This window comes from Acidovorax sp. IB03 (assembly GCF_016406015.1).
GTDB lineage: Bacteria > Pseudomonadota > Gammaproteobacteria > Burkholderiales > Burkholderiaceae_C > Acidovorax > Acidovorax temperans.
Map to the genome: position 1 here is coordinate 93,112 of NZ_JAEFCH010000010.1, position 14,034 is coordinate 107,145.

Genomic DNA, 14,034 nt, shown 5'->3' on the forward strand with positions numbered 1-14,034 from the left:
TCCACAATTGAGGAAACAGGCAATGCCTGCCCATTAGTAAGGATTAACAATTGACTCATAAACTTTCCTTTCAAAAATAATGTCTGTGATAGACCATTTGAATAGACCTTCAATTTTATTTCACTTGTCAAACACCAACCAGTGAAGCAACCTTCTTCCTTGCTTCATTTGTTCTATTGTACAAATCATCTACATTGAACTTATTTGTATAAGTTGCAACGTTTACCGCTTCAATTTCGTGTCCAAAATACTGGCAACGCACTTCATAGTCAACACTGTTTTTCATAAAGAAATCATTGAGAAATTTTCTCAGTGAATGGAAAACCAATTTAGGCCGGTGAATTTTTTCGAGCTTAATTTGATAGGAAAACTTTTTCCCAACTGCATTGCCAGCACCTCGACCATCTCGATCAAGATACCTAAAAATAAAATCTGTAGGTTTTTTACCTTCAATAAATTTTGCAAAACCTTGCTCGAATAAAATTTCTGGAATAGGTACTTCCCTTTTTCCTGCCGCAGTTTTTGAATCACGAATCTGTAAAAAGTTGGTTCCTGATTCTGATTTTTTAAGTTGATTTATCTGCAAACTTGTTAATTCATTAACACGACAACCGGTGAAAATTTCCAACATGAGACAGAAATAATAATCGGGATCATTCTTTTTTTCTGCCTTGAATCGTTCACTTTGAAAGTAAAGTTTAATTTCATCCGATTCAAAAATCGCATACCCTTCGGTTAATTTTTGCTTTTTTGTTTGAAGATTTTTAACCGACACCGGATTTTTTCCGTTCAAGTAGCCTTGATCAATTGCGAAATTGAGCAACGACTTCAAGACCTTCATTTTGTTATCAATGGTTTGAACGCCATTCTTTTTAGCCAATTCTTCCCGAAAGCGTGTGACGTCACTTTGAAGAATTTCAGCAATAGGACACTTGCTTTTGCAGAATTCGGTGAACTCTTTGACCACACTTTTGTAAGCAGTCACGGTGCCAGCTTTTGGTTTTTTCAACAAAATGAACTTGTCTAGAAGTTCCACCAGTGGCAGAGATTGCGTAGCTGGAACGCTCCGCCGTTCTTCCAAAACGTGAGGTCCTTGGGGACCGGCGCCAGCCTGGGGAACAGCACCACCACCAAGACTTTCAATGAGATCGGCAAGACTTTCAGCCTGTGCCATTTTTAGCAAGTTATCAACATCAGAACCTGAATTGATATTTTCTATTCTGGTTCCGTTGTTCAGCACAATGTCAAAAACTTTGAACTTGTCTCGATCTAACGTCATTGGAGCACCTTGTACCATTTTTGCCACAAGAACAGATTCTGCCAATGCTGCTCTTTGGCGAATGATATGAGGCTCACCAGAGCCCAGAGCTACCACCAAGTACTTTTTTTCGTTGGAGAGGGTTCTATAAGGTTTTGGAACCATGAACCGTGCGTAGTTGCGTTGACGACGCACAAAAAGAAAAGGCTTCAAAGTAGTACACCTTTCGGTACACGGTCTTTGAAGCCTTTGCCGATAAATCGTTATAAATCAACGACTTACCTATGTTGGCGGAAACGGAGACCGCACAAGCTGAATTCCGAGAGCGTCCCAAAGTGACTGCGGAAGTTTACGAAAGCCGCACCAACAAACGATTTGCAAGCCATAGGCACTCTGCAAACCATCTGAAAAATACCCAGAGAATCCAGCACCATCCAGCCGTAAAATATGGTTAGAAAGATGGTTTGATATTTTGGAGTTTTTGGACGATGAGCAAAGCACGCGACCGGCTGACGGCGGTCCAGATCAAAAATCTAAGCAAGCCAGGCTTTTATCACGATGGCGGCGGGTTGTACCTTCAAATCAGCCGCTTTGGCAGCAAGTCCTGGATTTTGCGCTACACGCTGAATCAAAAAAAGCGTGATATGGGCCTCGGCCCGTTGGCCGACTGGACGCTGGCCGAGGCCCGCGAGCGCGCCAAAAAATACCGCCAGCTTGTGGACGATGGAATTGATCCCATTGACCAGCGCGACCAAGAAAAGGCTCGCATGCATACGGAACGCCTTGAGGCAGACCGGAAGCGCCGCAGTTTCGAGGAATGCGCCAAGGAGTACCACGCAGCCAACAAGGACGATTGGAAAAACGCCAAGCACGCCGACCAGTGGATCAATACCCTCACCACCTACGCTTTCCCAAAATTTGGCAAGCAGCCCATTTCAGAACTGACGCGCGAACAAATCCGTGAAGTGCTGGAGCCCATCTGGAAGACCAAGGCTGAAACCGCCTCCCGTGTGTTGCAGCGCATCCGCACAGTGGTGAACTATGCAGCGGCCCGTGATTACTGCGCTGGGCTCGATAGCGAACAGTGGGATCAACTCAAGAAAGCTCTACCAAAGAACACCAAGGCTCGTGCGGTGGAACACCATGCATCCTGCCCCCATGATCAAGTTGGTGCTTTGCTGGAGCAGGTTCGTCAGAGCCGTTCCACTGACAGCGTGAAATGGGCCTTCGAGTTCATCGTCTTAACGGCCGCTCGTTCCGGAGAAGTGCGAGGTGCTATTTGGGAAGAAATTGATGCCAAGACAAAAACGTGGACGATCCCCAAGGAGCGTATGAAGGCTGGCCGGGAGCATTCCGTCCCACTCTCCACTGCAGCCTGGGACGTACTGCAGCAAGCACAAGGTCGATGGCCTAAAGGTGCAGAGCCATCTGGCCTGATCTTTCCCAGCGAGAAGAACAAGCCAATCAGCGACATGACCCTCACGCAGTTGATGCGTCGTATGAAACAGACCTACACGATCCACGGCTTTCGCGCCAGTTTCCGGACCTGGGGAGCCGAGATCGGTCACTTCGAGCACGACATGCTGGAAATTGCGTTGTCGCACATCGTCGGCGATGCCACGGTGCGTGCCTACCACCGCTCAGATATGGTCGAAAAACGCCGCAGGCTGATGGGCGAATGGGCCATGTACTTGCAAGGTAAAAGTTCCGTCGCAGCCCCCCCCAATAATGGTGGGTAGATCATCAGAAGACCGCTATGCCCTCGATGCAATCCATCTCAAAAAAAGCCGCTCAAGCTGACCACGCGGTAAGCAATGACCCGATGCACACGGCAGCTGAGCCATCCGACGCCAACAAGACGGCAACGGATTCGCCTCAAGCTCAAGAGAAAAAATCTCAGCATATGCCACATTGGCCTAGTTGGAACGAGCGACCTGTTGCGACGCTGCACGAGGCTGTTTGCCTAGCCCACGGGATCAATCCACCTGGGTATTGGAAGTTGGACGACGATGATCCACGCCTCACCCGTTTCCGCCCCCATCTCAAGACACTGAGGCAGTGGGTCACTTATTACAAAATCCGGCTTGCACCGGCCCAGGACTATGACGACGCGCCGGACAAGGACACGCGTATCGTGCTTCGTGACTTTGTTGAATGCGTAGTTGCAAAAGAGTTGTTCCAGGACCTCACCCTACCAGATGAGTTCCTTTCGCTGAATCCTCCCCTTCCTCAAGAGTTTCAAGAAGTGCAAAAGGCGTCACCATCGGACGACGAGCAGCTTCAAGAGACCCGCGCGCCCGACAGAGAAAACGAGAGGCTGAACAAGGCGTGGGCAAGACTGGTAATCCTCATGGCGATGAAACACTATAAGTTCGTTCCGGCATGGCCAGTCGAAGAACTTTCGCAACCTAAGAGAGTTCAGGCGCTGTATCAACCCCTTGCCGACCTCAGCAAAGACATGGGATTTACGCTACTCGGTGACCGCGAGACAGTGCGGTTCGCCATTTTCAAGGCGCTGACGAGGATGGGCAAAGACGAAGTGGAAAGAGTCCTGAGCAAGCTTGAAGAGCGGAAGACGTCTGCTCAAGGTGCATCAGAGGAAGAGACGTAGGAATCTGGAACGCTCGACGTAGGAATCCATTTTTCCCAGTTCCAACAAGAGCCGATAGTTTCCAGAATGCGAGGCATCCGCACCGAAAAGCCTCGCACCATGCAACTGCAAACCACCGCCCCTGACTACCGTCCGAACTTCGGAGCACCCGCCCCAGAAGCGATTCAATTGACTCGAATCAAACTGCCAGAGGGCATGCAAACGCCCAAAGCGCGGCGAGGCACCAAGCCACAACCCCTGGTGGGCGCACATGCCAGCGTGACGACTATCGCAGCCGCGTCCGGAAAAGCCACTGAGAATGGCGGCGAGAAGGCCTCTTCGGTCGAACCCATCACGCCGGATACCGCTGTCGAATTCGACCGCATCGTCCCCTACAAGAAACCAGTCCGCAAAGCCCCCAGCGTGAGCCTGGAGGGTGATGGTTACCTGCGCCTCGAAGACGTGCTTACCGTTTACCCAGTCTCGCGCTCGGCTTGGTACGAGGGCATCAAACAGGGTATCTACCCCGCTCCCGTTCCGCTTGGCCGCCGCTCTGTCGGTTGGTCTCGCGCAGCCATCCGCGCGCTCGTCGAGAGCCCTCCGAAGTTCTAACCCCAGCGTAGTGCTGGGGCACTGAACAGCCCCCATCCACCTGTCATCCAGAACGTACCTGCCGTGCAGGTGCGGGGGCTTTGCATTGTCTGCTTTTCCTTAACCGACCCAAGGAGTCATCGATCCATGAGCACTTCCAACCATCCCGAAAACAGTACGCATAAGCCTGCCACGCCACCTCAGAAGAAAGAGGAGCTTGCTGCGAGTACCCCAACCGCGTCCACAGAGGCTGCCAGCGCGCCCAGCATGCCAGAGCCTCGCAGCTACGCTGTTTCCCTGGGCGCCAACGCCTCCGCCGTGCTCGTTGCCTATGGCATCGCCATTGATCTGCACACAAAGGGCGTGCTCTATGGTCTTGCTGTTGGTAAGCAAAAAGTCATCCAACTGCGCGCGGCCGATCATCCCTCGTCTAGCGAACTGAAACACCATGTGCTGCAGTTTGCCAAGGGAGAAATCGGTGTCTCCGTTCTCAGCCCTTCGACGCGTACGCCACCTGACTACCGTAGTCCAGAGGGCCGGGCGCTCCTTGTTCCCCCCAAAGCACCGGCATGTCAGATCGTGGTTGTGCCCGCAATCGGCAAGAAAGATCGCTGGTCTGATACCGACCTGTATGCGCTCAAGCGTGCTGCAACACCCAAGGGCGTACTCAGTATCTCGGTCTTTCAGGGGTTGAGCAAAGACGAAGAATTCCTGCTGACCGCCTGCCACAACGGGGTGTTCACGGTTGAGCTTTGCGAGCCCGACGAGTCGTTTGCGTCGGCATACATGGCAGCTCCCGTGGCGGGCAGTCTTCTCGCAGCCACTGGTCACAAACCGCTGATCGAAAACGTCCGACTGGATGCAGAGGGCCGCATCCAGCGCCAGTGTCAGAGCTGTGTCTCGCCGGACAAGTTGACCCGTGAAATCCACCATCTGCGTGAAGAAGGTCACTCCCTCGAAGAGATTGGCAAAGCCTTGGGCTTCGACAAAAGCACCATCTCGCGCCGCCTGAGTGCGCTGCCCTACCACCTGCGCCGCCACTGCATGTGATCCCAGCGTTGCAAGTGTTGCGTTGTTTCCATCGAAAGCCGAGCGGCCGATTTTCACGCAACGCCTGCAACTACGTCTTCCATACGTACCAAAAACTCACCATGAAAAATCGCTTCAAAAAGTATTTACCGCTTTTCACCTTTCATCATGACGGCTTCGACCGAGTGAATCTCTGGCTTGATCGCCCGACGGTTCCATTCGACATTCAGCGGTTGGCACCGCATTGCCGTGATTTCTCTCTGACTGCCACCCAGCCCCGGTATCACGCCAATCGCAAGGGGCAACTGGCGCTGTACCAGCCCACTGCGTCGTGCCTGCAGATGTTGCGTGACCTCTGCGGCGCAGAGATTGGGATTGAAGTGGTCTACGCGGAAATCAATCGCGACCTCGGGTTCAAGAGCCTTCACCAGCTCAGCGCGATGCGCAGTGCTTTTATGGAGTCTGCGCACATGCCCTACCAGCGAGGGTTGGTTTCAGATTTCAACGGCACTTTCTATTGGGGCGTTCGCAGTAAGGCCGCGCACCGTCAGGGGAGCGTGATGTGTCTCTACACGGATCGACCTAGCAAGGCCATGAACGCAAGCCAAAACCTGAGTTCAACCCCGTGTTTCCATTTGGAGTGGCGTGTCAGCGGCAAGGCAGCTCTCGCACGGCTCGGGCTGCGCGCGCTTGACGATCTCATCAACTTTGACCACGTCGCTCATTGGCACGACAACCTGAACCTCTACAAGTTGCCGAGCAAGACTGATCTGGGTCGATTGCTTGCTAAGCTCGATGGCGGCAGTCCGGATGTCAGCAGTGTTGCGCACCTCAAGCGTGCAAATCGTTGGCTTGATGCCCATCGCATCGACGGGCAGTTTGTACTCCATAACGCGCTCAAAACCACCCCAAAAATCGCTCGTCACCTCAGCCGGAATGACTGGTTGAATCTGGTGCTGTCCTGCGATTAAAAGCACGGTGGTCGCTACTGATATAGAAGCCAATTCTTTCAGAAAACACGTCGAAAAACAGGGTCTCTCAAGACATTCATTTCATCAAAAAAGACGTGTTTTCTCGATGATTCTTTGCACCGCATGGCACATGCGAGTACCGAATCGCAGTGCTCAAAAACATAACCTTTTATGGACCTGACAGTTCACCAGCGCCGCATTGTGCAGACCACGCTGCCGCACGTGGAAGTGGTCGCCAAGCCTGGCAGCGGCAAGACAACCACGCTCATGCAGCGACTGGCACATCTGGTGCGCTGTGGCATCTCGGTGCGCAAGATTCTGGTGTTGAGTTTCTCTAATGAAGCCGTTGGTGAAATCGACCGCCGTTGGGTCCAGCATGTCACCATGCATGCGCGCAAGGCCAATGCGACAGTACAGCGTGATGAGGCGCAGCCAGTGTTGATGACGGCGCACGCTTTTGCGCGCAGTGTGGTGGCGCGCGCTGGTGGCTGCGGCGACGTGATCACGCCATCAGTTGCAACTGCTCTTTTGAAGTCTGCCCTGCGCCGTTGCCTGCATGACTCCCACCGCAAAAAGCTGTGGTCTCTGCTGGATATGCGCCAGCGTCGGGTGCGGGTTGAATTGGTACGCCGACTACTCAAAAGCTCTGAACTGCTCTCCTTGCTGCTGTCGGCTATGCAGTTCGCGCAGGCTGCTCAGGTGGAACTTGGTGATGTGATGGCCACTCCTCAGTTTGCTGATGATCTGAAGCTCTTTGCCGTGATCGCCCCCGCCGTTCTGCGCCGGTACACACGGGCCAAGCAAGCGGCAGGGCACATTGACTTCGGTGACATGCTGGAGCGTGCGATCACAGCCCTTGGTGATGGCCGCGCAACCATCCCATTCACACATGTTCTAGTGGACGAGTATCAGGACTGCAGTGCTGCGCAAACTCAATTGCTCGCCGCCTTGGCTCAGCATGGCTGCGAACTCATGGTGTTCGGTGATCCCGAGCAAGCAATCTACGGCTTCGGTGGCAACGGCTACACACCGCTGGGCCAGATCGTTGATGGCGCGAAAGTCATGTCGTTGCCCCAGTCGCACCGCCTTCACGCTGAGAATGCAGCGCTGGCCACGGCAGTAGCGAATGCTCGAACATCAAAAATCGTGACGCAACGCCAGGGCACGCAGCCAGTGCTGGTGCGCAGCAGCGACCTCACCGATCAAACGCATTCGGTGGTTCGAGACATTGAGCAGCTACTGAACCAAGGCGTTGATCCCTTGCGCATTGCGGTGTTGGCACGCACGCGCCATTTTTTGGCTCCGGTGGAACAGCGCTTGCTCGCTAGGGGATTGAACGCAGCGCAGCAGGGAATCACACGCGATCTGCGGCATGCCCAGCGCGTGCTACGGCTCGTCAAGTTGGTTGAGTGGCATGGGCGGCGACAAGAGTCCATCGACCCTGACGAAGCGGTTTATGTACTGCGCAACGTCACGTTTGCTGACCCGCAGCTTAGGTTGGAGTCGCTGGCGCGCAGTCTGGAGAGGGCTGCACGCTCGCCTTCGCTGGAAGGTCGTTACCGTGCATGCGGGGATGTGTACTTGCAAGCGTTGGGCGGCGTTCGTGCGAACACAGAGGTGCTCCATGATCTGAATCGCTGGGCGCCAATCTGCCGCAACCATGCGTGTGCCGCCGAGATGCTCCGGGCACTTAAGCAGCCAGACAAGCCAGCTGTCCAGACCATGACCATTCATGCAGCCAAGGGGCGTGAGTGGGATCACGTGTTCGTGGTGGGCGTGGCTGACGGCCAACTCCCGCTGTATCTGGCCAAGGGCGCCAAGATGCTGGCCGAAGAACGTCGGCTGCTTTATGTGGCGATTACACGGGCACGGGAGTCGCTTCGGCTGTACTTCGCGCCAGTGGACCACGCGCGCAGCCAGCAGCATTTTGGAAAGCGGAGCCGGTTTTTGCGTTCGCCGTCAGTGATGCGCACAGTGCGTGTTGTTGAGTCACAGCCGACGCGCTAGATGGTGGTCTTTATGGTTGACTTTGGCTATTTCCGCGCTGGCCGGATCGCGTTTTGAGCGATTTTTTGCCGCCGCTGCGCCACCGGTACCAGCTAAGCAGAAAAGTGCGCTGGTTGGCTGTTCTGGTGGCTGCAAACGGCATGCAGAACATCAGAATTTGGTCCGCCAGCGGCAATTCTTCCGTTCAAAGTCCATCAACATCCAGCACAGCAAAACTCATGCTTCGGTTACATGGTGGCTGTTACCAGCGGCTAAAAACACCTTCTTCGGGACCAACTTTTCATGAGTGCCCCTGATGCTTGCGCAGGACGTAGGCCATTGCTTTTTGTCATCTGCTGGGAAACTCTCGCCGAAGATCGGATATTGACAAGTTATACCTTTTCATATATATTTCAATCATGCCAACCCCTGAAAAACCACTGGAGTGGATCGGCAGCAGCTACAAAGACTTGATGGCATTGCCTGACGACGTGCGGCGCCACTTCGGTTTTGCGCTGTCCCTGGCGCAAGCTGGAGACAAGCACGACGACGCCAAGGTGCTCAAAGGCTTTGGCGGTGCTGGTGTACTCGAAGTGGTGGAAGACGATGCCGGTGGTACCTATCGCGCTGTCTACACCGTCAAATTCGCGGAAGCAGTATTCGTCCTGCACTGCTTTCAAAAGAAGAGCAAGCGCGGCATCGCCACGCCCAAAGAGGACATGGACATTGTTCACGCCAGGCTCAAGATTGCCGAAGCGTATGTGAAGGAGTTGCGCAAATGAAAACTCATCTTGTTGATGGCGTTGAGGTGCATCGCGGTTCTGGCAACGTGTTTGCTGACCTCGGCCTGGCTGACGCAGAAAAGCTCAAGATCAAAACCGGCTTGGTCGTCGAGATTAGGAAGGCCATGCGTAGCAGGGGCCTCACGCAGCAAGAAGCCGCCAAGCTGATGGGCATCACGCAGCCCAAAGTTTCCGGCATGATGCGCGGCGACTTCAGCAATCTGTCCGAGCGCAAGCTGATGGACTGCCTTACCCGGCTGGGCTACGACATTGAAATCAAGGTGCGGCCTGCCAAGTCGGAAGTCGGGCATCTGATGCTCGCTCCAGCGTGAGGGGCTAACGTGCCCGAACCTATTTCCGAATCCCGGTTGGGCATGGCCGCTTCAGCACAGCCAGACGCCCGGATGCGGGCCGATGAAATGCTTGCCGCCATGCCTTACCCGTCTGGTGCTGATCTGGCAGAACTGCAGCAAGGCGGAAGTCACCTTGACCGATTGCTTGCTGCGCAGCAGGTGAATGTGGATAGTCTGGTTGCAGAATTCGAGCAGGCTCGCCATGGCCAGCAGCCAGGAACAGCGAAATCTGCATGATGCGCATCCTGCATGTTGCGGCCTGTGTGCACTACACGCGCAACCACCTTGCAACGTTACCTACAGAAAAGATGCTTGTGCCGGGGCGCTGCTCAAGCCCATCACCGATTCTGATGTGAACTCTGCGACTGGCATTTCCGCCAGCATTGCTCTGACCGTATCGGGAGTGGCAGACAGCCAGTCTGTCCACCTCGAAGGTGGCACAACTACAAGGCTACGCCGCTCATCACCCGGTTTGTGGAACCGCCCCATGATCGGATGCCCGTCTGCATTGATGGTCAACATCGAAAACGACACCACGATCTCGCCAGTGGCCCGTTCGGTCCAACGGTCCCAAATTGCGGCCACCGTGAACGGCTCCCCATCCTGGCGGTGGATGCTCCATTGCACAGCCTTGCCGGTCTCCCAGCAGGGTTCAAAAAATCGCTCCACAGGCACCAGGCAGAACTGCCGCTGGCGCCATGCGGTCCGGTAGCTGGGCTTTTCTGCCACCGTCTCGGTTCGGGCGTTGTAGGTGCGTCGGCCAATGCTCCGGTCTTTGGACCAACTTGGGATCAGGCCAAACATGGCCAGATCGACCCTCAGCCCTGCAGCGGCTTCAGCGTCAGTCCGGATGATTGGCGCCAGATAGCCGGGAAATGACTCTGCCGGGTAGTCTTGAACCGGCTCAAGACCAGTCATCCGCTGCACCGCAGTGGGCCTGGCCGGGGTGATGTGCACACACATGGCTGACAGTTTAGGCGGGTGCGGCCAAGGTTGCTGGCACTGGCGGGGAATTGGCGGCATCTCTACAATACTGGATAAATAACCAGTATTGATTGCCAATCTGCCATGCCACCCACCGCCGTGCTTTCCACGCCACCGCCTCTTGTTGCCGAGACAAGACGCGAGCCGACCGTCTCGCAGGTGCAAGAAGCGATTGCGCTTGACCCTTCGTCGCCACCATTGCGGCTGGTCTTGCACCGGGTGCAGGCGGGTTTCCCATCCCCGGCCACGGACTACATCGAAGAAGGGCTCGATCTCAACGACTATCTGGTGCGCCACCGTGCGGCCAGCTTCCTGTTCACCGTGCAGGGCTACTCCATGCAGGGGGCGGGCATTGTGGATGGCGACAAAGTCGTGGTGGATCGCTCGATTGACCCCCAGCACAACCACATCGTGATCGCCGTGGTCGATGGCGAATACACCATCAAAAGGCTCTACTGGCGCGGCAGCCGGATTGAACTTCGACCAGAGAACCCAGCATTCCAGCCGATCTGCTTTGCGGATGGCAGTCAACTGGAGATATGGGGCGTGGTGGTCGGCGTGGTGCGCCGCTGTTTGGTGTGACGGGCGACCTGAGCAAGCAGTCGATCATGGCAACCAGCTCACATAAACAACCACGCCCGCCCCTGTTTGGCTTGGTGGACGTGAACAACTTCTACGTCAGTTGCGAGCGTGCCTTTAACCCCCGGCTGGCCAACGTGCCGGTAGTAGTTCTTTCCAATAACGACGGTTGTGCGGTGGCACGCAGCAATGAAGTCAAAGCCCTGGGCGTGAAGATGGGGGCACCGTGGTTCCAGATGAAAGAGTTAGCCCGCCAGCATGGCATCTTGGCTTTGTCATCCAACTACACCCTGTACGGCGACATGAGCAACCGGGTAGCGTCGATACTGCGCGAGTTCTCGCCAGACATTGAGGTCTACAGCATCGACGAAAGCTTTCTGCGCGTGGAGACCGTCGATCACCTTTACGGCGGGGCCACGGCTATGGGCCAGGCAATGCGCCGACGTATCCGGCAATGGACAAGCCTGCCCGTGTGCGCTGGCTTCGGTGAGTCCAAGACGCTGGCGAAACTTGCCAACCACCTGGCCAAAAAGAACCTGGTGTTTGATGGCGTGTGCGACCTCACCGCGTTGACCGACGAAGAGCGCCAGCACTGGATGGAAAAAATCGAAGTTGGGGAAGTATGGGGTGTAGGCCGAAAAATTGCCGCCCGGCTGCAAACCATGGGCATCCAGTCGGTACTCGATCTGGCGACCGCCAATCTCAAGCTGATCCGGCGTCAGTTCGGTGTGGTGCTGGAGCGCACCGTCAGTGAATTGCAGGGCACGTCATGCCTCGAACTGGATGATCTGGCCGATCCCAAGAAACAGATCATGGCGTCGCGCAGTTTTGGCGCCATGGTGAAAGACCTTGCAGAACTGGGTGACGCCGTGGCGTGGCACATCGACCGTGCTGCAGAAAAGCTGCGGGATCAGGGCTCGGTGGCCGGTGCCGTGTACGTGTTCATCCAGACGAACCGATTCCGGCAAGCAGACCCGCAATACAACCCCGGTGTGGTGGTGCCGCTGGCCGATGTGTCGGATGACACGCGCTCACTCACCATGGCGGCATTGAAGGGGCTTAGACACATCTACCGGCCGGGCTACTCGTACAAGAAATGCGGTGTCATGCTGATGGAGTTGACGGCCAAGCAACAGCGCCAAGAGACACTGTTCGATGATGCTGCTGCACGCGCCAAGTCAGCCAAGCTGATGATGGCGATGGATGCGGTCAACAGCGTGTGGGGCCGTGGCACGTTGCGCACCGGGGCGGCTGGCATGTCTAAGGGATGGGCGATGCGGTCGGAGAACAGGTCGCCGCGCTATACGACCCGGTGGGATGAACTGCCGGTCGCCAGTTGATCAGCCCCAACTTGTCGAAAAACTAAGTGTGGGTGTTTGTATAGTCCCGAGGATGACGAAACCTTTCCGCATTGGCAGTTACTACACCCGCGACGAGATCGGCGCCCGCTTCGGGGGCACCAATCAGTGGTACCTGCCAACAGTAGACAGCAAAGTTGTAGCAGTTTGCCTGCGCAAAGAACACAATCCAAAGGCGCCAAATGTTGTGCTCTGCGGCTCGGGGCCAAAGATTGCCAAGACTGGTGAATGGCTGGCTGCCGCAACGTGGACTCTCCCGGTGTTCGTCAAAGAAGCAGAGAACCGCTGGCAATACTGTGGTCGATACAAAGTAGCATCTTCCTGCACCAGCGGTCCGATTTTCAAACGCGAGATTGCTGGTCATGAAAACCCTGGCAGCATTACTCGTGTTGTTTTCCTAAAGCGTGCCTTCAGGTAGCGATTAACCGCTATAGCAAGCTTGGAGTTTTGTTCGAGATCGGTCTCACATACGCGGCAAGGTGCACATCGTTGACGTGGCGTGATACCGCCCTGATCTGCCAGTTAGCTAAACCAGCAGTTGAGGCCTCCGTGCAAAACCCCGCTCTCAGTGAGTGCCCGCTGAAATCCTTGGCATTTGCACCGATTCGTGCCGCTGAGCGCTTCACGATTAGCGCGACACTCTGAGCAGACAAAGCCCCCGGCAACACGCGGTCACTCCGCGACACCGCCCGGAACACCGGCCCCTCTGTGATTTGCCCTATTGCCAGCCATTCCGCGACTGCAACAACAGGGCAGCGGTTGCCCTTGGCTTTTGGAACAAAGATCGTGTGTCCGTGACCATCGGCATCCGTTTTACTGCGGCGGATCAGCACATCCATTCCTCCATCCAAGAAACGTAAGTCAGACACATCCAGAGCGCATGCTTCGCTACGACGAAGAGCACCACAGAAAGCCAGAAGCAAGATGGCCTTGTCGCGGGCAAACACCACAGGATTTTGAGTCTGCTCGCCTACGATCAACATTTCCAGCAACGTGTCCTTAACCACTGGCGCTACACGGCGTGGCCGAACTCCATGCGTGCGGCGAATGCCCGCCAATGCCTGTTGAACCGGCAAGGTTTTCACCGGAGAAGGTAGATTTTTCTGAATCGCTGCCTTGTGCAAAGAGACCAATCGACGTTCTAGCGTGCCAACCTTGTGAACCCCAGCAAATTTCGCCAGATATTCAAGGACAGCAGTAGGCGGACTCTCTGGAAAAATCTCGTGGGACTCCAGGTGTCGCATGTCACTGGCGAAGTTTCGGCGAGTGGATTCCGCAGTGGCAGCTTGGATGTAGCCATCGGCAATGGCCGAAAAATCGCCGGAAACGGCCCTTGGTGGCTTCTTTGGCGCGTGTCTGCCAGTTGGTCGCTCGATGGTGTCAGCTACGCTCAAAACAGCATCATTTTTAGCCTGAATTTTTGACATTTTTTGCCCTTTCAGATGGGTGAACGGACGTGCTAAAACACACTCCGTAGCTATTGCTTTGGAGACGAAAGCACTACCTTCAATTGGTTAAATAATTCCCCGAGCCATAGTCATACGGACGTGTGA

The 14,034-nt window shown here is 55.1% G+C and carries 16 protein-coding genes; 12 read left to right on the top strand and 4 right to left on the bottom strand.

What is annotated here, in order from left to right; translation table 11 throughout:
- Window positions 1–127 precede the first annotated feature (127 nt).
- Window positions 128–1,471: a phage integrase SAM-like domain-containing protein gene (locus IHV84_RS08245; RefSeq protein ID WP_198846497.1), complete on the bottom strand. Its 1,344-nt coding sequence runs from the start codon at window positions 1,469–1,471 to the stop codon at window positions 128–130.
- A 275-nt stretch (window positions 1,472–1,746) separates the two neighbouring features.
- Between IHV84_RS08245 and IHV84_RS08250 the strand changes: the two genes are divergently transcribed.
- From IHV84_RS08250 to IHV84_RS08290, 9 genes are all read left to right on the top strand, one after another.
- Window positions 1,747–2,997 carry a site-specific integrase gene (locus IHV84_RS08250; RefSeq protein ID WP_198846498.1) on the top strand — a complete coding sequence of 417 codons (1,251 nt, stop codon included), beginning with the start codon at window positions 1,747–1,749 and terminating at the stop codon, window positions 2,995–2,997.
- Window positions 2,998–3,014: 17 nt separating this feature from the next.
- On the top strand, window positions 3,015–3,869 hold the full coding sequence (locus tag IHV84_RS08255) for a hypothetical protein (protein WP_198846499.1): 855 nt from the start codon (window positions 3,015–3,017) through the stop codon (window positions 3,867–3,869).
- Window positions 3,870–3,968: 99 nt separating this feature from the next.
- Window positions 3,969–4,460, top strand: coding sequence for an AlpA family transcriptional regulator (locus IHV84_RS08260; protein WP_233099898.1), 492 nt, complete (start codon window positions 3,969–3,971; stop codon window positions 4,458–4,460).
- 126 nt (window positions 4,461–4,586) lie between these two features.
- Entirely contained in the window at window positions 4,587–5,489 is a 903-nt protein-coding gene (locus IHV84_RS08265; RefSeq protein ID WP_198846500.1) for a helix-turn-helix domain-containing protein, read from the top strand.
- Window positions 5,490–5,590: 101 nt separating this feature from the next.
- Complete coding sequence (locus tag IHV84_RS08270) at window positions 5,591–6,439, top strand: hypothetical protein (protein ID WP_198846501.1); 849 nt, start codon at window positions 5,591–5,593, stop codon at window positions 6,437–6,439.
- A gap of 171 nt (window positions 6,440–6,610) precedes the next feature.
- Window positions 6,611–8,446, top strand: coding sequence for a UvrD-helicase domain-containing protein (locus tag IHV84_RS08275; RefSeq protein ID WP_198846502.1), 1,836 nt, complete (start codon window positions 6,611–6,613; stop codon window positions 8,444–8,446).
- Window positions 8,447–8,462: 16 nt separating this feature from the next.
- Entirely contained in the window at window positions 8,463–8,732 is a 270-nt protein-coding gene (locus IHV84_RS08280; protein WP_198846503.1) for a hypothetical protein, read from the top strand.
- Window positions 8,733–8,844: 112 nt separating this feature from the next.
- Window positions 8,845–9,207: a type II toxin-antitoxin system RelE/ParE family toxin gene (locus IHV84_RS08285; protein ID WP_198846504.1), complete on the top strand. Its 363-nt coding sequence runs from the start codon at window positions 8,845–8,847 to the stop codon at window positions 9,205–9,207.
- The gene (locus tag IHV84_RS08290; protein WP_198846505.1) at window positions 9,204–9,539 is read left to right on the top strand and encodes a helix-turn-helix domain-containing protein; all 336 of its coding nucleotides are present in this window, start codon (window positions 9,204–9,206) and stop codon (window positions 9,537–9,539) included. Before IHV84_RS08285 ends, IHV84_RS08290 begins: the two co-directional genes overlap by 4 nt.
- 51 nt (window positions 9,540–9,590) lie before the next feature.
- On the opposite strand, the gene IHV84_RS08295 is transcribed toward IHV84_RS08290, so the two are convergent.
- Together IHV84_RS08295 and IHV84_RS08300 are read right to left on the bottom strand one after the other, a co-directional pair.
- Complete coding sequence (locus IHV84_RS08295; RefSeq protein ID WP_198846506.1) at window positions 9,591–9,764, bottom strand: hypothetical protein; 174 nt, start codon at window positions 9,762–9,764, stop codon at window positions 9,591–9,593.
- A 93-nt stretch (window positions 9,765–9,857) separates the two neighbouring features.
- Window positions 9,858–10,523 carry an SOS response-associated peptidase gene (locus tag IHV84_RS08300; protein WP_198846507.1) on the bottom strand — a complete coding sequence of 222 codons (666 nt, stop codon included), beginning with the start codon at window positions 10,521–10,523 and terminating at the stop codon, window positions 9,858–9,860.
- Window positions 10,524–10,628: 105 nt separating this feature from the next.
- Between IHV84_RS08300 and IHV84_RS08305 the strand changes: the two genes are divergently transcribed.
- Genes IHV84_RS08305 through IHV84_RS08315 form a run of 3 tightly spaced genes read left to right on the top strand, consistent with a single transcriptional unit; the run spans window position 10,629 to window position 12,899 of the window.
- Window positions 10,629–11,126: a LexA family transcriptional regulator gene (locus IHV84_RS08305; protein WP_198846508.1), complete on the top strand. Its 498-nt coding sequence runs from the start codon at window positions 10,629–10,631 to the stop codon at window positions 11,124–11,126.
- A 26-nt stretch (window positions 11,127–11,152) separates the two neighbouring features.
- Entirely contained in the window at window positions 11,153–12,463 is a 1,311-nt protein-coding gene (locus IHV84_RS08310) for a Y-family DNA polymerase (RefSeq protein ID WP_233099899.1), read from the top strand.
- Between the two features lie 52 nt (window positions 12,464–12,515).
- Complete coding sequence (locus IHV84_RS08315; RefSeq protein WP_198846509.1) at window positions 12,516–12,899, top strand: DUF6697 family protein; 384 nt, start codon at window positions 12,516–12,518, stop codon at window positions 12,897–12,899.
- A gap of 10 nt (window positions 12,900–12,909) precedes the next feature.
- On the opposite strand, the gene IHV84_RS08320 is transcribed toward IHV84_RS08315, so the two are convergent.
- On the bottom strand, window positions 12,910–13,908 hold the full coding sequence (locus IHV84_RS08320; protein ID WP_233099900.1) for a site-specific integrase: 999 nt from the start codon (window positions 13,906–13,908) through the stop codon (window positions 12,910–12,912).
- Between the last annotated feature and the right edge of the window lie 126 nt (window positions 13,909–14,034).